The sequence below is a fragment of the Emergencia sp. genome (assembly GCF_048465375.1).
Taxonomy (GTDB): domain Bacteria; phylum Bacillota; class Clostridia; order Peptostreptococcales; family Anaerovoracaceae; genus Senimuribacter.
This window is the reverse complement of record NZ_DBFWLQ010000022.1, coordinates 22,942-44,971: the sequence shown is the minus strand read 5'-3', so window position 1 is coordinate 44,971 and position 22,030 is coordinate 22,942. Positions and strand designations below refer to the sequence as shown.

The following is a 22,030-nucleotide window of genomic DNA, read 5'->3' as shown; positions in this document are numbered from 1 at the left end:
CGGATTGCACAGATAATCGTGATCACAATTATCGTGGCCATGATCATACCGACGATCATTTGGGCGATGCAGCTGTCAGTATAAAATTACAATGGGAGGAATCATGTTGAAAAAAGGTTTTGATGCAGAGAAATACATAGAGGAGCAATCTAAGTTTATTTTGGAGAGGATTAACCAGGGGAATGCAGAGCGGCTGTATCTGGAATTCGGCGGCAAGCTGGTTCACGACAAACACGCTATGAGAGTTCTTCCGGGCTTTGATGAAAACGCAAAGATCGAACTCTTGCAGAAGCTGAAGGATAAGGTAGAAGTCATCATCTGTATCTATGCTGGCGATATCACGACTAACAAGACGCGCCATGATTTTGGCATCACCTACGATCTGGAGGTTTTGCGCCTCATCGATACTTTTAGGCGCTACGATCTCAAGATCAACAGTGTGGTCATCACGAGATACGAGGATGTGGCTGCGGTCAACATGTTCGTCAATAAACTGGAACGCAGAGGCATCAAAACTTACAAACACAGATTTACCAAAGGGTATCCCACGGATGTGGACACCATCGTCAGCGACGAAGGCTACGGCGCGAATCCGTACATAGAAGTCAGTAAGCCTTTAGTCGTAGTGACTGGTCCGGGCGGCGGCAGCGGAAAGCTGGCTACCAGCCTTTCGCAGCTTTATCATGACTTCAAGAGAGGAACCAAGGCCAGATACGCCAAGTTTGAGACGTTCCCTATCTGGAATCTATCGCTGAAGCATCCAGTCAATATCGCCTATGAAGCAGCTACGGCGGATTTGAAAGATGTCAACATGATCGACTCGTTCCATCTGGAGGCCTATGGGGAGATGGCCGTCAATTACAACCGCGACCTGGAAGTTTTCCCTGTAGTGAAGAGAATTATAGAGAAAATTACGGGAGAAGAGTCTGAGTACAAATCCCCTACAGATATGGGTGTCAACCGGGTAGGCTTTGCTATCGTCGACGACGAAGCCTGTCGGGAGGCGGCCTGCCAGGAAATCATCCGCAGGTATCTCATTGCAGAGTGCGACTATAAAAAGGGCAAGATCTCTGAAAGCTCCCTGGAACGGGCCAAACTTCTAATGAAGGAAGTGGGCAAGGATGTCAGCGATCGAAAGGTGGTACAGCCGGCGAGAGATTACGCTGATAAGAAGCGGGAGTGTGATGAGCGCTACGAAAATGTGGTCGTCATGGCCATCGAGATGCCTGACGGAACCATCATTACGGGCAGAAGTTCCCGCAGAATGGTTGCCGCTGCCGCTGCCGTTCTCAATGCGATCAAAAAGCTTTCCGGCATTGCCGATGACATGCTGATCATTACGCCGCAGGTGTTAGAGTCAACGCAGAAGTTGAAGATCAATTACCTGGAGTCTGATCGGACAAGCCTGAACTGTGAAGAGGTGCTGATGGCGCTGACCATTTCGGGAACGCAGAATCCTTCGGCTTACGTGGCAATCAGCAAGCTGCCTCTTCTGAAGGGCTGCAGGGCACATTGTACAGCCATCCTCAGCGATAGGGATGAGCAGACCCTGCGTGCTTTGGGAATCGACGTCACCTCCGATCCGGAATACGTAACTACCAACTTATATAATAATTAATGAAAGATGAAAAATAAGACAAAATTAACCCTCGAACGATTTTCTACAAATCAATATAGGATGATCCTGGAAGGCATCGGCGTCGGTTTTCTTACCGGACTGGTCGTCTCAGTTTTCCGCTTAGGATTGGAAAAAGCAGAGTCTCTCAGAGGCTCTGTTCTTGATGCGGCGAAGATGGGCGGACAGATGCTGGCGCTGGCCTTGGCTGCGTTGTTTTGCGCCTACGCGGTCGTGTGCTACTGCGGGCGGAAAGTGCCTTTGGCGGGAGGATCAGGGATTCCCCAGGTCAAAGGAGAGATGAAGGGCCAGATTGAACAGAACTGGTGGCAGATTATTCTGGCAAAGTTTGCTGGCGGCATCGGCGCCATTGGTGCGGGGCTTTCTCTCGGTCGTGAAGGTCCCAGTATTCAACTGGGGGCCATGGTGGGCAAAGGATTTTCCAGGCTTACTAATAAATTGAGAACAGAGGAGAAGATGCTTATGACCTGTGGTGCAGGAGCCGGTCTTGCCGGCGCTTTCAGTGCGCCTCTGGCTGGTGTGGTCTTCTCCCTCGAAGAGTTACATAAAAATTTCTCGACAGATATCCTGCTTTCGACCATGGCTGCTTCTGTCACCTCGGATTTCGTATCCTCCTATATTTTCGGCCTCAGTCCAGTCTTCGGCCTCCACATTGCTGGAAGGCTGCCATTGTCACGCTATTGGATGGTCATTCTTCTAGGCATCGTTCTGGGCGTCTTTGGCGTGTTCTACAACTGGATGACGGCGGTAGTTCAGGATTTCTACGATAAGCTGCCGCGCAAGTTTATGCGGGTCGCTGTGCCGTTTCTGTGTGTGGCTGTTTTTGCCGCAGTGTATCCTTACGTTTTGGGCAGTGGACATGATCTCGTTGCAGAGGTGGCAAGAGGGGATTTTGCGCTGAAAGCTCTGCTAGTGCTGCTGGCGGCAAAATTTCTTTTTTCAATCATCAGCTTTGGATCGGGCGTACCGGGCGGCATCTTCCTGCCTCTGCTGGTACTGGGAGCTATCACTGGTGGTCTCTTCGCAGATGCCGTGGGCGGCATTGCCGGTTATGGAGATCTTTATCTAGCGAATTTTGTCATTTTGGGAATGGCGGGCTATTTCACTGCCATTGTCAGAGCGCCGATTACGGGGGTGCTTCTGATTACAGAAATGACAGGAGACTTTAAGAATTTCCTCTCACTATCTATTGTTGCTCTGGTATCTTACCTGGTTGCAGACATCCTCAAAGGGCAGCCTATTTATGACCAGCTGTTGTATCGCATGCTCTCGAAAGACTCTGATTATGGCACTACAGAGGAAACGAGGAGCCACAAGGTGCTTTTGGAAAGTGATGTTTATATCGGCAGTCCTATGGATGGAGAGAAAATAGAAGAGATGTTGCTTCCGCCCGGCTGCTTAGTCGTTTCCGTTCAAAGGGACAAGAGAGAAATTGTCCCCAGCGGCAGTACGGTGCTAAAAGGAGGAGACAAGTTGATTTTGCTCTGCTCCCAATCCTTTGTCAAAGTGGTGGAAGAAAAATTGAATAATATCTGCAAGAGTATCAGACAGTGATGGTCCATGGGTTCGCTTTATGGGTTTAGCGCTGTACATACTGAGGGATTCAGCCTCGCACACCGGTGCGGGGTTTTTTGATTGCTTAGAGCAGCTTATCAAAATGAAAGGGGCGGCCAACTGCATATGGCCGCCCCTGATGTGTGGGTAGTTAAATTTTGTAGTATTTATGAACGCTTTATGCTACAGGAATGACACCTGGTATTCCGTTAGCGCTTTCCTGTTCGAGCAGAGTTACTGCTCTTTCCATCAGACACCCTTGAGCATAGGGTGAAAGTTGATAAAATATATCAACCAGTGAAATCGACTGATCCTTACATTTGTCAGAAAAAATGACGTCAGTCAAAAGTTTTGTTCCTTCAGACTGTAAAATCGTATCTACTCTGACATGGTAAAAGTCAGCCAAATCTACAATCGTATCCGCGCCTGGGATTTTTCTTCCCAGTTCATAAAGTGCATAAGTACTTCGACACATGTGGATTCCGTCTGCAACTTCTGATTGCGTATATCCGAAGACGTTCCTCAAATATCTCATGTTCTTTGCCACTTGCATCTGTGTTTCTATTTTCAATACATCATCCTCCTAGTTAATCCATTCTTATTTCGACACAAAACCCACACATATTATATAGAGCGATTTAAAATCGAAAAAGTTTCACTTTTTGTAATTTTTTTTCGAAAAAAGTCGATTTTTAGCAAAAATTCCCTCTATAGTTGTGGTAATATCCCCTGTAGGTTTATTTAAAAGACATGAAACTACACATAAACTAATAGTGATTGCAAACGATTAGGGGGAAATCAAGTGAAACGCGAATTTGAATTAAAAGATCTCGACCAAATTGAAATGGGCCGTAGAATCAGGAGACAGAGAGAGTTTTTGGATTATACGAGAGAGGACCTTGCAGGTTATCTGGGTGTGTCGAGCAAATTTATAGCAGATATAGAATATGGTGAAAAAGGCATATCAATTCGAAAGTTGTACATGCTGGCACAAATTCTTGAGGTCTCTGCGGACTATATCTTAGCAGGCCAAAGGTATGGCAATATTGCCGATGTGGAAAAGGATCGATTGAAAGAGGAAATCCTTGAACCGCTAAAGATTTGCAATACGCAGCAATTAAAGTGTATGGAGCAGATTGCCAAATTTTATGTAGAGGCGATTAAGCAGAGATGAAGTTAACAAAAGAAGAGCTGCTCAAGCGGCGTGACATCCTGTGCGAAAAATACATTCTAATCAAAGACCTTGTCGCTAACCTAGGAGTTCCAGAAAGTTATAGAGAAGATTTAATTCAAGAAATATTCGTGGCAGCATATATCAATATACATAAACTAAATGACATTGAACGGCTCAATGCGTGGTTATATCGGATTTCGTACCGCAAAATGATTTTATTCAGCAAAGCGCATCGCATCCGTTTTGAAAAGGAAATATCTTATCCGGACTACTATGGCGAACCGGGCATCGAGTCAGAGGAGGACAGCTATGTTTGGAGGGCGATGGATAATTGTCTGACGGATGAAGAACTTTGTGAAATGATCAACAGCCTGAAAGCACCCGCACCATATATTATCAAGCTTAGATTTGAGATGGGTTTCAACTTAAAAGAGATATCGGATTTGCTGAATATGAAGTATAATACAGTAAAGACCATTGAACGCAGGGCGTTTAAAAAGCTGAAAGTGATGATTGAGGAAAGGGGTTACAGAAAGCATGATGGACAAGAAGCACAATGAGCCACAAGATGATTCTTATTATGATGCGTTAATAAAACAGAGGATTGGAGAGGCGCTGAGGAATCAGTCGCGAAAAGAGAGGCTGGATCTCGCCCAGCTGGAGGAGTGGGTAGAAGCGGATCGACAGCGACGGAGAGCTAAGGTCAAACGAATTCTTGCTGTGGCAAGCTGTTTTATCATTCTATGCATCGGCACCTTCAGTCTTAAGTTCGTATTCGATCCCGACGATTCTATAGCTACAGCAGGGAAAAACGACAACAAAGTGACTGAGGAAGGAAATAATGTTGTTGTGAAACCGAATGAAGATGGCGTGGATGAGAATACAGGCGGAGAAAAGATTGTAATAGAAAGTTGGGATAATGTAAAGTTGATTAAAGAGGAGTACGCCGACTTAAAAACTCCTAATTTCGTTCCAGCTGGCTATTCTTTTGAAAAGCTTATTATTGAAGATAATGAGTTAATAAAGAAATATACTTATACATTTTCCAATAACAGAGAAAAGATAGAAATAAAGCAGATATATAATTCGGGGACGAATATTTACCATAAGTCTGATAGATCTTTTAAATACGGTGAATTAGAATTATTTATAAAAGACGAGAGTTCTAAATCGGCATATTGCAATTTGGGCAATGATGAACTACTCTTCATCGGAGCTAATTGTGCAGACAGTATTATGGGAAAAATAGCAATTAATTTTAAATAAAAGGAGATATAAAATCTCCTTTTTTTAAAAGGGATCAGAATATGAAGTTCTCGTATATTCTATCCCGGAATCATATTTATCAGTGCTGACACATTTTATTCTGTACACCACACCTTTTTTTACTGTCCATTCGTCATATGTTAATACTCCAGACTTATTACTCCCCCTGTAGTAATGTGCACTTCCGCCTACATCAGTAGCTGTCACCCAGCCGCTACTAGTTTTCTTTTGAAGAACGATGGCGACGACATAATCATCTGCTGTTTTTGTAAATTCTACATTAACAGAAGCGGCGGCTTTTGTGTCGCTGATTCGCTTAGTAGCAAAGGACACTAAAGCTGTGCTATATGTACTGGCCTCCCCATTGCCAATAGCATCTGCAAAGCTGAAAGTTGCGGTGAGCCCCATCGTTAAAACGAGTACAAGTAATATACACAGTGTCTTTTTTCTCATTTTACTTCTCCTTCTTTTTCTCTCATTAAAGTGATAACAAACGAAAATTACATTCTGCCCATGAGAATATAGCATAATATTTTTTTTATCAATGTGGCCTGGACCCGCTAAAACTGGCTGTTTTAAATACGCTCATTTTAATTTAAAGAGACGTAGCTGCAATTAAAGACAAAAAATAGCGAAAAAACACCTTGCGGTATAAAATTTCAAATGAGGACTTCGAAGTACGCATATATTGCAAAAAAAGTTGTTTCAGTTTAATATAGCTGTATAAGGGAGGAAGACATATGAATTTGAATGTAGAAAAAAAGAATATAGAAAAAGAAAAACTGGATTCGCTGAGAGGAAAATGCAGCGATGCTCTGGATGCCCTTTGGAGCAGTGCTTGGCTGAGGAACTCCATTAACAAGCTGGATCGCAGTCACTTGGAAAGTCTTCAGATGACTGCCGAGCAGATTTGCAGTCAGAGCGAAGTGGCAGTAGTCATAGCCGCCGGCGATATGGCAAGAACCATTGAAGCCTGTACTTCTGCTGTAACACAGAGAGAGGCTTGTGCAGATGTCCTCGTCTTTGGCGATAGTTTTTCTCCAGCAGAATATGCGGAACTGATGACAGAATTGGAAAAGAAAGATTTTGTACTGATATCTGTTGCGCCGGGGTTGGAGACGGTATCTATGAGAGGCGCCTTTATGTGCCTGAAAAGCCTTTTGGTTACAAAATATGGCGCAGAGAAAGCGACGGAACGAATATTTGCAATCGCAGGTAAGAAGAGCAAGCTGATTGCAGAGGATGCGGCGGAAAACGACTATCCGCTCATTTCTTATCCAGAAGACGTGCCTGCAATTTATGGAGCCAATACCGCAGCGGTGTTGCTGCCTATGGCGGTCAAGGGAGCGGATCTTTTGGAATATCTGGATGGATTTAGGGACATGCTGGCGTCTCCACAGTGGGATATTGATGCGACGGACTACGGTATCGCGCGGGCATTATACAAAAATGCAGGGGGAACAAAGGAACATTTCTGGATCTGGCAAAGTCAGCTTGCACACTTTGGCAGGTGGGAAGAAAATTTTGCTGACGGTATCGAAAAGAGAAGTCTAAATCTGCCGGCAGACGACAAAGCAAATTGCGGGGACGCCTTTGACACACAGATTATCATTGAGGAAGATCAGGAAGATATCATGATGCCGTATTTCGAAGGATGTAACGAGGACGGTTCTCTCAATTTACTTCTGACAGATACCGCGCGGAAGTGTTTTTTTGAAAATAATGAGGAGAAAACCGGAGTACAGATCTCTGTAGAACGGCTTGATTCCTACAATTTGGGACAGCTTACGGCATTTGTCCAACTCTCCAATGGGATTACAGAATTTTTGTTAAATAATTAGGGTTTACATTCTTTATTTCTGTGTTATAATGGAAGTAACGGTAATAAGTTAATTTTTTAACAAAACTTACTCATAAGAAATCAACGCACAATATAGTAGGAGGTTATCACAATGAAGAAAATTGGTGTATTAGGAACAGGCACAATGGGTGCCGGAATCATTCAGGTACTTGCACAGAATGGTTATGAGGTTGTACTGAGAGCTAGAAGACAGACTTCAGTAGACAAAGGTCTTGCTACAGTAGAGAAAAACTTAGACAAGATGATCAAGAAAGAAAAGATCACAGAGGCTGACAAAGCTGAGATCATGGGCAGAGTACAGGGATCAACTGACATCAGCATCGTAAAAGACGCTGACCTGATCATCGAAGCTGCTACAGAAGACGCAGAAGCAAAGAAGGCTTTATTTGCTGAACTTGACCAGTTAGTTAAACCAGAAGCTATCATCGCTACAAACACTTCATCCTTATCCATCACTGATATCGCTGCCGCTACAAACAGACCGGACAAAGTAATCGGCATGCACTTCTTCAACCCAGTTCCAGCAATGAAACTTGTTGAAATTATCAAAGGATTGACAACTTCAGAAGAAACTAAGGCTACAATCGTAGAATTAGCTGAGAAGTTAGGAAAGACTCCAGTAGAAGTTGAAGAAGCTCCAGGATTCGTAGTAAACAGAATCTTAATTCCAATGATCAACGAAGGTATTGGAATCTTAGCTGACGGAGTTGCTGACGTAAAAGGTATCGATACAGCAATGAAACTTGGTGCTAACCACCCAATGGGACCTCTTGAACTCGGAGATCTGATCGGACTTGACGTTTGCCTGGCTATCATGGATGTACTTTACACTGAGTACGGTGATCCTAAGTACAGAGCACACGTTCTGCTGAGAAAGATGGTAAGAGCCGGCAAGCTGGGAAGAAAGACTGGCGTTGGTTTCTACGATTATTCAAAATAAAGACCACAATAGAATTATACATAAGCAATAGGAACTGCCTTGCAATTTGCAAGGCAGTTTTTGTCAGCAATATTTCCAGTTACGTTTTTGATAAAAGTGGGTATGCTACGTATAGAAACCATTTAGGAGGTAGCATATGTTAAATGAAAAAGTAGGAAATCTATTAAATATACAGATAAACAAAGAGTTCTATTCGGCGTATCTTTATTTGGAGTTCGCCAATTTCTATAAGGAGAAAGGGCTGGATGGATACTCGAACTGGTATCACATTCAAGCCAAAGAAGAAATGGATCATGCGCTGCTCATGATGCAATATCTGCAGAATAACGACTTTCAGGTCGTATTTGAGGCCGTCGATAAGCCGGAGGCTGATCTGGAGAACTTTGACGATCCGCTGAAAAAGGGTTTAGAGCATGAACGGTACGTGACAGGATTGATTAACGAAATTTACGGCGCAGCTCACGAGGTGAAAGATTACCGGAGCGTAAAATTTATCGATTGGTTTGTCAACGAACAGGGTGAAGAAGAGAAGAACGCCATGGACATGATTACGAAATACGAGTTATTTGGTCACGATCCGAAAGGACTCTATTCTCTGGATAACGAATACAAAGCGAGGGTGTATGCCGCCCCGTCATTGGTACTAGAATAAGATAGATACGAGGCTGCCGGAACGACTTATGTTCCGGCAGCTTTTGTTTTCCCCATATTGCAAAAAACGTGCCTAGAGTATTGAAATTTCAACATTTTTATGTATTGACTTCCCCATATGACGGTGCTATTGTAAAGGAAAAGAAGAGGAGCATACGTAAGAGAAAAATGAAAAAATTATTTGAGAATACTTATCGCAGCCGGTTCAGTCTGACCAATGATCTGGTGTTTTACCTGGTATATGGGGCTGGTACGGAAGCGTCCAATCGGGCACTCGTAGCTATGTTGAATGTGGTCTTAGACCGAAAAGAGGATCCGATAACCAAGATCAAAGTGATCAATACCGTACATAAGGGACTGAGGCTAGGGGACAAGACTACAGTAATGGATATCAAAGCTGAGACAGATTCGGGGGAGATGATTGATGTAGAGATGCAAAAAGGAACCTTGCATTTCTATAGCGAGCGCTCTCTGTTCTATGGGGCGAGAATGGTCAATTCATCATTGGAAAGTGGAATAAACTATGATAAAATGAAAAAAAGCATAGTTATATCCTTCGTTGATGGGACACTCTTTCCCGACACAAGAGATCTGCACACGGAATTTTTACTGCAGGAGAAGAACACTCACTTTGTTCTGACCGACCGTCTTTCTCTCCACTTCATAGAGTTAGGTAAGGTGGATGATAAGGTGCCTTTGGAAAAAATGCTGCCATTAGAGCGGTTTTGTGCATATCTGAAATATGCAGGAGATGAGACGAGGGAAAATTATGTGAACAAACTACTCGATCTGGGAGAGGAGGCTGTTGACATGTCTGAATATGTATTTAGAGAAATCACGGAAGACGATTTGGCAAGGGAAATGCTAGAGCGCCAGGAAAAGGCTGCCCATGACATCGCCACTTGGAAAGAGCTGGCCAGGAGAGAAGGTCTGGAAGAAGGAAAAAAAGAAGGCAGAGAAGAAGGCAGAAAAAAGGGCATACAAGAAGGCAGACAGGAGGGCTATCACGACGGCATTGCTGAAGTTGCCAAGAAAATGAAGTTGGCAGGGATGTCAGTAGAAGAAATCGTGGAACTGACTGGACTTCAGGCAATAGAAATAGAAAAGCTATAGCACATCCCAAAGCGCTATTGACAGGGAAACCGGAAATAGTGCTTTTTCAATTTATAGGAAATTACGTTTTTAACGGATGTCGTGTAGAATAAGGGGGTAATCAAAAGACAGCATAACAAAATAGCGGACGCGAGTAGGTCTGCCGGGACTCTTGGTATGTGGTTTTTCGTTTATGTGGTCTGCGATGGACGACTGCAAAGGAAAAGGACAGGGGAGCGCGTTCCTAAGGGACGCTGCCCAGGACTTTTCTAAGCTGGTCATAAAGCGCATTTTTTTTGTACCAGACCTCCATGATTGCCATAGCCGCCCCGTGGAAGGGGCAGTCGAGGGGGTCATAGCCGAAGGAGGAGGCGATGGCGAGCCTGCCTGCCCAGGTAGCAGCAGATGTACTTCACGGCATGGGAACCGGAGCCGGCAGGGGTGATAATGTGCGGTACGCACTTTTTTATGTGTTTCGTTTTCCCCAATTAGCAAAAACTGTGCCGATAATACCATCGAAAATGTTTGAATTTCAACGTTTTATTCTATTGACTTCCCCATACAAAGGTGTTATCTTAAAGATGACAAAAAAGGGAGGAACTGGAAATTGGAAGTCTATTTGATAATACATATAGAAGTCAGTTTAGTCTGACAAACGATTTGGTCTTTTATCTGATATACGGCGCCGATACAGAAGAATCTAATCGGGCGTTGGCCGCGCTGCTCAACGTAATATTGGATCGAAAAGATGATCCAATCGTAAAGGTTCACGTTTTAAATACGGTCCAAAAGGGATTTAAGCCTGGAGACAAAAGCACCATCATGGATGTGAAGGCTGAGGCTGATTCTGGGGAACTGATCGATGTGGAAATGCAGCGTTATGTGCTGCCCTTTCTGAAGGTGATTCCCGCGGCAGAGACTTCGTTGACTGGCACTGCCGAAACCCCTGAACGGACGGCAAAAGGCGCCTCGCGGGCATATCCGGAAAGGTCGCTATTTTATGGTGCGCGTCTTGTAAATTCGTCATTGGCATCAGGAGAAGACTATGATAAAATGAAGAAAAGCATAGTCATTTCTTTTATCGACGGAGTGATTTTTCCGCAGGTACAATGTCTGCATACAGAGTTTTTGATGCAGGAGAAACAAGCGCATTTTACATTGACGGACAAGCTGTCAATCCATTTCTTAGAGTTGGGAAAGATAGATGGGAAGAAAGATCCTGCAGACATGACGCCGCTGGAGCGCTTATGCGCCTATATCCGGTTTGCTAGCGATGAGACAAGAGAAGACTATGTGAACAAACTGCTGGAAACAGGAGAGGAGGCTGTTAACATGTCTGAATATGTTTTCAAGAAATTGACAGAAGACGATATAGCCAGAGAAATGTTAGAACGTCAGATTAAGGCCGAGCATGACCATGCTACATGGCTCAAATATGCGAAAGAAGATGGTCTGATCCAGGGTCGCGATGAAGGGTATGATGCCGCCATGATTGAGATCGCCCAAAAGATGAAGAGAGCGGGCAAGCCACTGGAGGAGATCAAAGCCTTTACCGGATTAGAGGCAGAAACCATAGAGAAGTTATAGACTGTTTTGCTGTCTTACAAATAGGGAAGCAAATAGAAATGTAGGACGGGAAAAGATATGCTGAAAATTGCTATTTGTGACGATGAGAAATATTATAGAGATAGAATAGGGAACCTCCTGAAAGCGTATTTGCAGGAGCACAATTTAAACGCAGAACTCGTCTTGTTTCAGTCTGGTGAGTCTTTTATTTCTCAGCAAGAAAATCTTGTAAAATACGATATTGTTTTTTTGGATATCAACATGAACGAGATGGATGGAATTGAGACTGCTATGCGGATAAGGCGCTTTTATTCTTCGACCTATATTATTTTTGTGACCGCTTTTATCGATTATGCACTGGAAGGGTATAAAGTGAATGCGGTGCGATATATTATGAAAAATACGTTGGAGATCTCTGTCAGAGAATCCATGGACGCCGTTTTAGAACAGATGAGACACCTGCAAGTAGGGTTTGACTTTCTGCAGGGCAGACAGAATATCTATATTGACAATTTGCTCTATGTGGAAAGCAAGAAGCACAAAGCAGTTTTTTACTATATGGACGTCTCTATTACCCACTACGAAATTTACGACAAGCTGGATCATATCGAAGAAGAACTGTCAGAGTACGGATTCTTTCGCATTCATAAGAGTTATCTTGTCAATTTGAAGCACATTCGCAAAGTCAACAATTATGAAGCGGTACTGGATACTGGAGAGAGCTTGCCGATTCCGCGGCGCAGGTTTCAAGCGGCCAAAGAAGCTTTTACCGCATACAAAGGAGCGATGTGATGGAATTGATCATCAAATGCCTGGCTCTTTCCGTAGTGATGAGCTTTAGCTGTAAACTGTTCTTTGAAACACTTATTCCCCTGCGGAAGTGGGAACACCGCTGGATTGAAAAATCGATAATTCCAGCCTTTGTGTCTGCTTTTATGATTATCTCCTTTAGTGAAGTGCCGCCATACATATTTCAAGCGCTGCGGCTGATCTTAGCGATCAGCATTATTACACAGATATATTACAAGATCAGAGTCATGCAAAATGTGATTCTATCGGTGCTTTTTTGTGCGCTGTTCTGGATTACCAACACCCTGGTTCTGGCCTGCGTCTATGCGCTTTCTCTGGAAAGGATGTTAGTCTTTGATTTTCAGGAGGACATTGCAGACATCCTGTTTCTATGTCTGATTGTGCTATTTCATCATCAATATAAAGGGAGGATGGGCTCGTTGGCAGATACAAAATGGGGTCGCTTCGGTTACTTTCCTATTTTCAGCCTGATTGTCATCATGTCCATCACAATCATACTGTGGGGCGATGTCAATATTAACAGGAATGCAATTGTTGTAGCTGTTGTGGGCTTTGGTATCATCAATATCCTCGCCATCTATATTATTGGAAATCTTCTTGAGAAAGAAGCTGAAATGCAGAAAATGCGGCTGAGCCAGGTACGTACCTGGAGTCAGATGAGCCTATATAAGAGCATGCAGACCAGCTTTGACCAGCAGCGAAAATATTTGCACGATTACAAGAATCAGCTCCAGTGTATTCAAGGCCTGCTAGAGGAGGGGCAGACGGAAGAAACCCTCTGCTATGTAAAAAAATTGACGGGCGGGTTACAGCAGCATACGAACACAATCAACACGAATCACAATGTGGTCAATGTGGTATTGAATCAGAAATATCAGTATGCGCAGAAAAAAGGAATCGCTATGGTTATGAAAATAGGAGACTTATCCTCGCTGAACCTGGAGGAAGAGGATATTGTCACCCTTCTAGTCAACCTGCTTGACAACGCCATCGAGGCCTGCGAGAGATTAAAAGATAACAAAATCATTCAATTCAAGATGATATTAGAAGAAGAACAATTGATTTTATCTGTACGAAACCCGGTAGAAGAGGCGGTTGAGATAAAGGACAAAACCGTATTGACAACAAAAAAGGATCGTGAAAGGCATGGGGTCGGATTGCACAACATAAATTCTGTGATAGAGAAATACAATGGAACCAGCACGTTACAATGCAAAAGCGGATGGTTCACTTTTTCGGCGATGCTACCGTCTGTTTTTGCAATCTGACCGTCGATTTGTGTCATGGCTGTTGTTCCTGCTGAAATCAAGAAATATAATGATGGCAGCAGAATAGATAGGAGGAACGACAACATGAAAAAATGGATACTTGCCTTAGTGATGGTCTGCCTGTGTCTGACTGGATGCAGCGGGAGGACGGGTGTTATGAGGCATCAATCACCAGAAGCTGCTGCGGAGAGTATGATGCAGTCCTTGAAATCACTGGATCTAGAGGCCTTTAATGACTGCACGGATAATTTAGTGAGCAGGGACAGAAGCTGGCTGGGATTTACTACGGCAGAAGAATATCGCGTGTTTAACAGGATCTCGCAGACAGATTTGGTAAAAGGGAAACGGTATGAAGCTGATTTAAAATTTGCAGAAACGATTACAGAGAACCTGAGCTGGGAAATTAAAGATGTAAAACGGAATGGAGATAAGGCGAAAGTTTATCTTGCCATTACCAATACAGATATGACAGACGTAACGGGAAATTATATGATTCACGTCATGGAAAAGATGATTGCAAGCGATGATACTGGCTTGAAACAGATGATAAAGGATCTGTCTGGCATTGAAGATGACAAAGACGGCATGCAGCCATATCTGGAAGCGGCAAAGGGAGATAAAACCATGGCTGTAACCGTATCCGCAAAGCTAGAAGATCATAAGTGGATATTTCATATCAGCGACGCTTTTATCAATGGGTTTATGGGCAATCTGAATACAGAACATTTTTCTAAAGATGTAGAGAATCGTTTGAAGGAATTAGAAGACCAATATGAACAGAAGATGGAGCAATGGGGTGACGATTTTGAAGACAAGGTGGACAATTGGCTTGCCAGTATATTTGGAGAATAAATAAAAATGCACGAAAAGAAGGGCTTTCGACAAAAAAGCCCTCTTTTATTTTTCCAGATGTTGTATTATAATGAAATAAGATTTATAGTCCTAGAAAAGTTGTTTTCAGATATATGAGGCATGATCCTCATATCTAGAGAGAATTCCCAAGAGATAAAAAAGATAGAATTTATATAATTTACATAGAAAGGAAAGGGCGCAGTTTTTGTGCCCGTAATGAATATGCCAAGAAAGAAAAAAGAAGAGATTTTAGAAGAAGAAAAAGAATGTATGGTGGAAGAACCTGACTCTGCTGAAGAGAAAAAAGAACTCATCTGCTGTGAAGAGGAACCGGAAAAGCGAGAAAGACCTGTAAGAGAAGAAAAGAAAGAACAGCCTCGTCCGGAGGTCGAAGGAATTTTGGAAATTGCTGAAGGAGGCTTCGGTTTCCTCAGATTCAATAACTTTCTGACTAGTGATAAAGATGTATATGTATCGCCAACACAGATCAGACGATTTAATCTGAAGACGGGAGATCAGATCAAGGGGATTTCTAGACTGCCCAACGAAGGAGAACGATTTGGCGCTCTGCTGTATGTTCTGACTGTCAATGGAGACGAGCCGGGCGTGGCGATCAGAAGACCCGACTTTGAGGATTTGACACCGATTTTCCCGAGAGAGCGATTGACTTTGGAGGACAGTTCCAGGGATTTGTCCATGAGGCTGATTGATCTGATTGCGCCAATCGGAAAAGGGCAGAGAGGCCTGATCGTAGCACCGCCAAAAGCTGGAAAGACCACTTTGCTCAAGAGGGTTGCCAACAGTATTGAAAAAAGGCATCCAGAAGCAGAGATGATTGTGCTTTTGATCGACGAAAGACCAGAAGAAGTGACGGACATGAAGCGATCACTCAACGGAGGCGAGGTCATCTATTCTACCTTTGACGAACTGCCGCAGCATCATGTCAAAGTTGCAGAGATGGTTCTCGCCAGAGCACAGCGTTTAGTTGAGCACGGTAAAGACGTGGTCATTTTGCTGGACAGTATCACCAGGCTTGCCAGGGCTTATAATCTGGTCGTACCGTCATCTGGCAGAACCCTGTCAGGCGGACTTGACCCGGGTGCTCTCCATAAACCGAAAAAGTTCTTCGGAGCTGCCCGAAATATTGAAGAAGGCGGAAGCATTACCATTTTGGCTACGGCCTTGGTAGAAACAGGAAGCCGTATGGACGATGTTATATTTGAAGAATTTAAGGGTACAGGTAATATGGAGCTTCATTTAGATCGCAAACTGTCCGAAAAGAGAATTTTCCCGGCTATCGACTTGAACAAGTCAGGAACCAGAAAAGAGGATCTCTTGATGACGCAGGATGAATTAGAAGCAATTTGGGCGATGAGGCGCCAAATGGCCAACAGTCCGACCCAGGATGTCACCGAGACCATCATCGACAACCTGGCACATACGAAAAACAATAACGATTTTGTACAGATTATAAAGAAGATATTTTTACAATAGGGGTAAAAGATGGATTTAAGCAAGATTTTTTTGAAAGACGCCTGCCCGACTCCGGTCGGAGGACAGGCTGTCATGGAAGGTATCATGATGCGCGGACTGGAGCGGACCGCCGTAGCAGTCAGACTCCCTGACGGAAGGATACACATGAAGACGCAGCCCAATAAGAAACTGGGGAAGTGGACGAAGATCCCCATTGTCAGGGGTGTCGTTTCCTTTGTCACGTCACTGGTTCAGGGCACGGGCATTTTGATGTATTCTGCCGATGTACTGGAGGCTAACTGGCCAGAAGAGGAGCAGGAAGAGGCCGGCCGGCTGGAGACCTGGATGAATGAGAAATTTGGGGAGAAGGGGACCTGGAATATTATGATCTACCTCTCTGTCGTTCTCGCCCTGGCGATGACCATCGGTATGTTTATTCTACTGCCGACAGTAGTGGCAAACTTCCTGAAGCCTTTGATTGACAGCGATTTTGTGTTCAATCTGGTGGAAGGTGTCATGCGTATCGTAATCTTTGTCGTATACATCGCTCTGATCAGCCAGATGAAGGATATCAAGACCGTATTTCAATATCACGGAGCAGAGCACAAGACTATACACTGTTTCGAAAATAATCTTGAATTAACGCCGCAGAATGCCCAGCAGTTCTATACACTGCATCCGCGTTGTGGAACCAGCTTTTTGCTTTTTGTCATGGTAATCAGCTTTGTGCTGCATCTCTTCCTTGGCTGGCCCAATCTTGCGCTGCGTATTGTTTCCAGGCTGCTGCTGGTACCTGTCGTGGCAGGACTCTCCTATGAGCTGCTCAAATGGGCAGGACGCAGTGACAATTGGCTCGTCAAAATACTCAGCTTGCCGGGACTTTATCTGCAGAAACTGACGACGAAGGAACCCTCCGACGACCAATTGGAGGTTGCCATCGCGGCGACAAAGGCGGTCATGGTTCCTGGTGATACACCGTATTTTGAGGGAATCTGTGATTTGGACGGAAACTTGGTAGAAGAACGAAAGATTGAACGTAAGAGTAAGAATGAAGTTGTGGAGGAATAGATGAGTCTCTCGGTAAAAGAAATTTTGAATATAGGCAGAAGACAACTTGAGGAGAGTCACATTGCAGACGCTGCCATCGACTGCAAAATCCTATATTGTTTTTTGATGAATGTGAGCAATGCACAGCTGATTCTGGAGTACCAAAAAATTCTGCCGGACAGCCTCTGTGATGAATATTTTAAGCTGTTGGACAGACGTTCTGCTGGTGTGCCTGTGCAATATATCATCGGCAGCCAGGAGTTCATGGGACTCGCTTTCAAAGTCAACGAGAGTGTGCTGATTCCGAGGCAGGATACAGAGACACTGGTAGAAGATGCCATCAGCGTCATCAAAGAAAATAAGCTGCGAGGCGTAGAACTGCTGGCGAAGAAAAAGAAGGAATTTGATGTCTTGGATCTCTGCTGTGGCAGCGGGGCAATCGGAATTTCTCTTGCCAGTCTCTGTGACAATGTAAAAGTGACCTGTTCCGACATCAGCCAGGAGGCTATAGCGGTAGCCCGGGAGAATGCCGAAAAGTTAGGCGCAGCCAAGAAGGTCAGCTTTGAGTGCGGTAATCTGCTGGTGCCTTTTAAAGGGAAATTTAAAAACAAGAAGTTTGACCTGATCATTTCCAACCCGCCTTACATAAAAACAAGCGTCATACCGACACTGCAGAAAGAGGTCCGTGATCATGAGCCAATGATGGCTCTGGACGGCGGCCTTGGCGGTTTGGATTTCTATAGAGGTATCATCGCTGATGCGGCGGGCTGTCTCAAAAAAGCGGGCATCCTGATGTTTGAAATCGGTCATGACCAAAAAGAGGAAGTTTGCGGACTCCTGGCAGAAACAGGGCAGTTTGAAAACATCACCTGTCTGCAGGATCTGGCTGGCAGGGATCGAATCGTAGTCGCAACGGTAGTTGGAAAAAAATGAGGAGGGACTATGGCAAAACATATTGGTAAGATTAAGCTAATTGTGATTACAATGGTTATATGCATATTATTGGGTGGGATCCCTCTTCCGGTAACGGCTTGGACGGAGGAAACAGGTACCACAAATATTAATACAATCGTTCCGGGGCCTGTAGCAAAAAGAATCAGAGCTTATCCCGATCGGTCGCAGACGGTATACGCTCCGGAAGGCTCGAAAATCAGAACATGTAAAATAACCGCAGATAGTCTTTATGACCTTGCATTACGTTCTTATGATGTGGGTGCTGATGAGTTTTATATTGATGTGACGAGTAAAGATGGAGATGTTCATTTCTCAGATATTGAATTTGATGTCACGGAATTACCTCTTGGAGACAGGGGAAGAATGAATTCTTTTGGAATACTCACTGATGCAGGATATTTTCATATTACCGGGATTGGAGCAAGAAAACTGTTTGACGAATATCGTTACCGGGTGGTTAGGATGCAAATTAATTGCCAAAATTTTGCCGAGAATCGGTATACGATAATAATTAAGGCAGAAGACTTGGAAGGAAATGTTGTTAATTCCTTTGATTTTCTTGAAGACAATGCTACGTTTACTGTAGTGCCAAAGGGGGGAATCGCAAACAAACCTTTGACTTGCAGGGCAACCTCGCATAATAAGGAGGACAGAGATTTTGCCTGTGTTTCTAATGAGGATGGCACAGTAACATTTCCCGTAACAGATCACAGCTTTTATAAACTGTACTACAATAAAGAATTCTACCCGGGAGAAACGTGCAATTATACGCTTGATGTGATAAATGATTTTGGAGGTTCGATCGATTTGGAGGATACGAATCTATTATCCATCCACCCTAAAGAAGGGTATTATATACAGGCAATCATAGTAAATGGGGTTTCAGTAGCAATGACAACTAGGCTGAATATCTCTGAAGGCGACGTTATACAAGTCGTTTTTTCAAAAATTGGAGAGACGGTAGAGTTAAACCCGCCTGCCACTGGCAATGAGGCAGATCGAAAGAAAATCAAAGATGGCATACAGGCGACCAAGATCGATGTGAAGGCCGCTTATGCCAAAAGAGGGATTAAGGTAACCTGGAGGAAATCTAAAGGATATAGGGTGGACTACTATCAAGTTTTTCGCTCAAAGAAACGGACTACGGGATATGGAATTAAGGCAATTTACCAGACAAAAAGTGGAAAAGTCAACTCGTATATCAATACAAAGTCAATCAAAAAGGGCACAAGATATTACTACAAGGTACGTGGTGCTCGCAGCGTAGATGGTAAAAAAATTTATACAAAGTGGTCTAACATTGCTAACCGAAAAGCTTAGTGAGCGAAGAAAAATAATTGCAGGCAAAAAACACTTGCTTCCGACAGACAAGTATGATATAGTATAAAAGCTGCATTAGATTCAGCAAAAAATTATGCAAAGGTGTGTGCCTGAGCAGGAAAGAGGTAAAGCATGAAGGAAGGAATCCATCCTGATTATAAGGAATGTAAAGTAACTTGCGCATGTGGTAATTCTTTTGTTACAAAGTCAACAAAAGAAGAAATGAGACTTGATGTTTGCTCAGCATGTCATCCGTTCTTTACAGGACAGCAGAAGTTCATCAACCGTGGTGGACGTGTTGAAAAGTTCAAGAACAAGTATCACATTGACTAATAATCAGAGAAACCAAAGCCGGAATGCAATTTCCGGCTTTTTAAATATAGGAATTTATGGTATACTATAGAATCAAGTAGATTCGTAAATTATTAAAATTGAGGAGATATAAATGTTTGATAAGTTAGATTTCATTGTTGAAAAATACAAAGAATTGTCCTTGAAGGTTTCTGATCCAGAGGTTATCAATGATCAGCCGCTGTGGCAGAAGCATATAAAGGAAATGGGAGAAATGGAGCCCATTGTAAAGAAATACGAGGAGTACAAGAAGGCGAAAACCGATCTCACAGACGCCAAGGACATCGTAGAGAATGAAACTGACGAGGAAATGAGAGACCTTGCCAAGATGGAGGTCAATGAACTGGAGGACAAAATCGAGGAACTGGAAGGTGAACTGAAGGTTCTGCTTTTGCCGAAAGACCCCAACGACGAAAAGAACGTTATTTTGGAGGTCAGAGCTGGTACGGGCGGCGAAGAAGCCGCACTGTTCGGCCAGGATTTACTCAGAATGTATATGAGATATGCAGAACGACATAGATGGAAGACGGAACTGATAGATATCAATGATACAGGCATCGGCGGAATTAAAGAAGCCGTTGTTCTAATCAAGGGTAAAGGCGCATATTCGAGACTGAAATATGAGAGCGGTGTTCACAGAGTGCAGCGTGTACCAGAAACAGAATCAGCAGGCAGAGTCCATACTTCTGCAGCGACCGTTGCGGTGCTGCCGGAAGTGGACGACGTAGAAGTAGATCTGAACCCGAGTGATGTCAGAGTAGACGTGTACAGGGCATCGGGCAATGGCGGCCAGTGTGTAAACACGACGGATTCCGCAGTCAGACTGACCCATGAACCGACTGGCCTGGTTGTTACCTGTCAGGATGAGAAATCACAGATTAAAAACAAAGAAAAGGCTTTCAAAGTGCTTAAATCGAGATTATACGATTTGAAGCTGCAGGAGCAGAACAAAGAGATTTCTGAAGCCAGAAAGAGCCAGGTTGGTTCCGGCGACAGAAGTGAGCGAATTAGAACTTACAACTTCCCACAGGGAAGGGTATCTGAGCACAGAATTGGCATGACGTTATATAAGCTGGGCGCCATTCTGGATGGAGAATTAGATGAGATCATCGACGGATTGATTACGAGTGATCAGGCGGAGAAGATGAAGAACTTCTAAGAAAGCTGGTTAAAATTCTCTGTGGCGGTTTGGATGTGAATTATGAAAACAAAGATACTCAATGATACAACTGAAGAGATAGAAGAAGCCGCTGAAATTATCGCTGGCGGCGGATTGGTGGCTTTTCCCACAGAAACGGTTTATGGACTGGGAGCTGACGCCTTGAATAGCGAGGCGGTAGGCAGAGTCTATGCCGCAAAGGGGAGGCCGTCAGATAATCCCATGATCGTGCATATATCGTCATATGACGATATGAAAAGGCTGACACCTAAAATTACTAAAGATATGGAAAAGTTGATGAAGGTCTTTTGGCCGGGGGCGATGACGATGATTGTAGAACGAAACCCTGTAATTCCTGATGTGACCACAGGGGGACTGAATACTGTCGGTATCAGGATGCCGGATCATCCGGTAGCCCTGGAATTGATTGCCAAAGCGGGATGCCCTATTGCAGCGCCCAGCGCCAACCTTTCGGGCAAACCTAGCCCTACGGCGGCACAGCATGTCATCGATGACTTGGTTGGACGAGTCGATGCCATCATCTGCAGCGACGACTGTAAATTTGGTATTGAATCTACCGTCATCGACATGACCGGTTTAATTCCGATGATTTTGCGTCCGGGGATTATAACAAAAGAAGATTTAGAAACTGCTTTAGGAAAAAAGGTACTTCTCGATCCCACTTTGAATAAACGGCCGGACAAGTTCAATAACGAGGATTTTAAGCCAAAAGCGCCGGGCATGAAATATAAACACTATGCCCCCAAAGCGCAGATGATTGTCTTTGAAGGACGGCGGGATGACGTAGAAGCGGCCATTGACCGCGAGCGCATAGAACGAGAGGCTTTGGGGCAGCAAGTCTGCGTAATCATCTTTGACAACGGAGAGCAGAAAGCCGCGGCTCATCAGTTTTTTGCAAAACTGCGGGAAGCGGATCGAGAAGGCGCCGACGTGATTTTGGCAGCCGCCCTGAGAGAAGAGGGCATCGGGTTTTCTGTTATGAACAGAATGCTGAAATCAGCAGGATATAATATAAGGAAAGTTTGAGAGGAATTT

The 22,030-nt window shown here is 44.0% G+C and carries 22 protein-coding genes; 20 read left to right on the top strand and 2 right to left on the bottom strand.

Features of this window, described 5'->3' with window-relative positions:
• Positions 1-106 precede the first annotated feature (106 nt).
• Both ACMQ5W_RS14625 and ACMQ5W_RS14620 read left to right on the top strand, forming a co-directional pair.
• A complete protein-coding gene (locus tag ACMQ5W_RS14625) occupies positions 107-1,618 on the top strand; it encodes a DUF1846 domain-containing protein (protein ID WP_419025865.1) in 1,512 nt (503 codons plus the stop codon).
• 6 nt (positions 1,619-1,624) lie between these two features.
• Positions 1,625-3,190, top strand: a complete 1,566-nt coding sequence (locus ACMQ5W_RS14620; protein ID WP_419025804.1) for a ClC family H(+)/Cl(-) exchange transporter — start codon at positions 1,625-1,627, stop codon at positions 3,188-3,190.
• A 178-nt stretch (positions 3,191-3,368) separates the two neighbouring features.
• On the opposite strand, the gene ACMQ5W_RS14615 is transcribed toward ACMQ5W_RS14620, so the two are convergent.
• Positions 3,369-3,761: a helix-turn-helix domain-containing protein gene (locus tag ACMQ5W_RS14615; RefSeq protein WP_419025803.1), complete on the bottom strand. Its 393-nt coding sequence runs from the start codon at positions 3,759-3,761 to the stop codon at positions 3,369-3,371.
• Between the two features lie 231 nt (positions 3,762-3,992).
• On the opposite strand from ACMQ5W_RS14615, the gene ACMQ5W_RS14610 reads away from it, so the two are divergent.
• Genes ACMQ5W_RS14610 through ACMQ5W_RS14600 form a run of 3 tightly spaced genes read left to right on the top strand, consistent with a single transcriptional unit; the run spans position 3,993 to position 5,630 of the window.
• Positions 3,993-4,364 (top strand): helix-turn-helix domain-containing protein, encoded by a 372-nt coding sequence (locus ACMQ5W_RS14610; RefSeq protein ID WP_419025802.1) that lies wholly within the window; start codon positions 3,993-3,995, stop codon positions 4,362-4,364.
• Positions 4,361-4,924 carry an RNA polymerase sigma factor gene (locus ACMQ5W_RS14605; RefSeq protein WP_419025801.1) on the top strand — a complete coding sequence of 188 codons (564 nt, stop codon included), beginning with the start codon at positions 4,361-4,363 and terminating at the stop codon, positions 4,922-4,924. Before ACMQ5W_RS14610 ends, ACMQ5W_RS14605 begins: the two co-directional genes overlap by 4 nt.
• On the top strand, positions 4,902-5,630 hold the full coding sequence (locus tag ACMQ5W_RS14600; RefSeq protein ID WP_419025800.1) for a hypothetical protein: 729 nt from the start codon (positions 4,902-4,904) through the stop codon (positions 5,628-5,630). The genes ACMQ5W_RS14605 and ACMQ5W_RS14600 overlap by 23 nt, the downstream gene beginning before the upstream one ends.
• Positions 5,631-5,654: 24 nt before the next feature.
• Here ACMQ5W_RS14600 and ACMQ5W_RS14595 read toward each other — a convergent pair whose 3' ends face one another.
• Positions 5,655-6,083, bottom strand: a complete 429-nt coding sequence (locus ACMQ5W_RS14595; RefSeq protein ID WP_419025799.1) for a hypothetical protein — start codon at positions 6,081-6,083, stop codon at positions 5,655-5,657.
• A gap of 287 nt (positions 6,084-6,370) precedes the next feature.
• Between ACMQ5W_RS14595 and ACMQ5W_RS14590 the strand changes: the two genes are divergently transcribed.
• The 15 genes from ACMQ5W_RS14590 to ACMQ5W_RS14520 all read left to right on the top strand — a co-directional run bounded on the left by ACMQ5W_RS14590 (position 6,371) and on the right by ACMQ5W_RS14520 (position 22,021).
• Positions 6,371-7,471 carry a hypothetical protein gene (locus ACMQ5W_RS14590; RefSeq protein WP_419025798.1) on the top strand — a complete coding sequence of 367 codons (1,101 nt, stop codon included), beginning with the start codon at positions 6,371-6,373 and terminating at the stop codon, positions 7,469-7,471.
• 111 nt (positions 7,472-7,582) lie between these two features.
• Positions 7,583-8,431: a 3-hydroxybutyryl-CoA dehydrogenase gene (locus tag ACMQ5W_RS14585; protein ID WP_148490895.1), complete on the top strand. Its 849-nt coding sequence runs from the start codon at positions 7,583-7,585 to the stop codon at positions 8,429-8,431.
• 136 nt (positions 8,432-8,567) lie between these two features.
• The gene (locus ACMQ5W_RS14580; RefSeq protein WP_148490897.1) at positions 8,568-9,083 is read left to right on the top strand and encodes a ferritin; all 516 of its coding nucleotides are present in this window, start codon (positions 8,568-8,570) and stop codon (positions 9,081-9,083) included.
• Positions 9,084-9,250: 167 nt separating this feature from the next.
• The gene (locus tag ACMQ5W_RS14575) at positions 9,251-10,195 is read left to right on the top strand and encodes an Rpn family recombination-promoting nuclease/putative transposase (RefSeq protein WP_419025797.1); all 945 of its coding nucleotides are present in this window, start codon (positions 9,251-9,253) and stop codon (positions 10,193-10,195) included.
• Between the two features lie 639 nt (positions 10,196-10,834).
• The gene (locus ACMQ5W_RS14570; protein WP_419025796.1) at positions 10,835-11,761 is read left to right on the top strand and encodes an Rpn family recombination-promoting nuclease/putative transposase; all 927 of its coding nucleotides are present in this window, start codon (positions 10,835-10,837) and stop codon (positions 11,759-11,761) included.
• 57 nt (positions 11,762-11,818) lie between these two features.
• A complete protein-coding gene (locus ACMQ5W_RS14565) occupies positions 11,819-12,532 on the top strand; it encodes a LytR/AlgR family response regulator transcription factor (protein ID WP_419025795.1) in 714 nt (237 codons plus the stop codon).
• Positions 12,532-13,818 (top strand): sensor histidine kinase, encoded by a 1,287-nt coding sequence (locus ACMQ5W_RS14560; RefSeq protein ID WP_419025794.1) that lies wholly within the window; start codon positions 12,532-12,534, stop codon positions 13,816-13,818. The genes ACMQ5W_RS14565 and ACMQ5W_RS14560 overlap by 1 nt, the downstream gene beginning before the upstream one ends.
• An 84-nt stretch (positions 13,819-13,902) precedes the next feature.
• Positions 13,903-14,670 carry a hypothetical protein gene (locus ACMQ5W_RS14555; protein ID WP_148490907.1) on the top strand — a complete coding sequence of 256 codons (768 nt, stop codon included), beginning with the start codon at positions 13,903-13,905 and terminating at the stop codon, positions 14,668-14,670.
• A gap of 222 nt (positions 14,671-14,892) precedes the next feature.
• Positions 14,893-16,164: a transcription termination factor Rho gene (gene rho / locus ACMQ5W_RS14550; RefSeq protein ID WP_419025864.1), complete on the top strand. Its 1,272-nt coding sequence runs from the start codon at positions 14,893-14,895 to the stop codon at positions 16,162-16,164.
• A gap of 9 nt (positions 16,165-16,173) precedes the next feature.
• The gene (locus tag ACMQ5W_RS14545) at positions 16,174-17,211 is read left to right on the top strand and encodes a DUF1385 domain-containing protein (RefSeq protein ID WP_148490909.1); all 1,038 of its coding nucleotides are present in this window, start codon (positions 16,174-16,176) and stop codon (positions 17,209-17,211) included.
• A complete protein-coding gene (gene prmC / locus ACMQ5W_RS14540) occupies positions 17,212-18,123 on the top strand; it encodes a peptide chain release factor N(5)-glutamine methyltransferase (protein WP_419025793.1) in 912 nt (303 codons plus the stop codon).
• Positions 18,124-18,132: 9 nt separating this feature from the next.
• Complete coding sequence (locus tag ACMQ5W_RS14535) at positions 18,133-19,464, top strand: hypothetical protein (protein ID WP_419025792.1); 1,332 nt, start codon at positions 18,133-18,135, stop codon at positions 19,462-19,464.
• Between the two features lie 132 nt (positions 19,465-19,596).
• Positions 19,597-19,797 (top strand): 50S ribosomal protein L31, encoded by a 201-nt coding sequence (gene rpmE / locus ACMQ5W_RS14530; protein WP_067534668.1) that lies wholly within the window; start codon positions 19,597-19,599, stop codon positions 19,795-19,797.
• A 112-nt stretch (positions 19,798-19,909) separates the two neighbouring features.
• A complete protein-coding gene (gene prfA, locus ACMQ5W_RS14525) occupies positions 19,910-20,974 on the top strand; it encodes a peptide chain release factor 1 (protein WP_419025791.1) in 1,065 nt (354 codons plus the stop codon).
• Between the two features lie 42 nt (positions 20,975-21,016).
• Positions 21,017-22,021, top strand: coding sequence for an L-threonylcarbamoyladenylate synthase (locus tag ACMQ5W_RS14520; protein WP_419025790.1), 1,005 nt, complete (start codon positions 21,017-21,019; stop codon positions 22,019-22,021).
• The last annotated feature ends 9 nt before the right edge of the window (positions 22,022-22,030 follow it).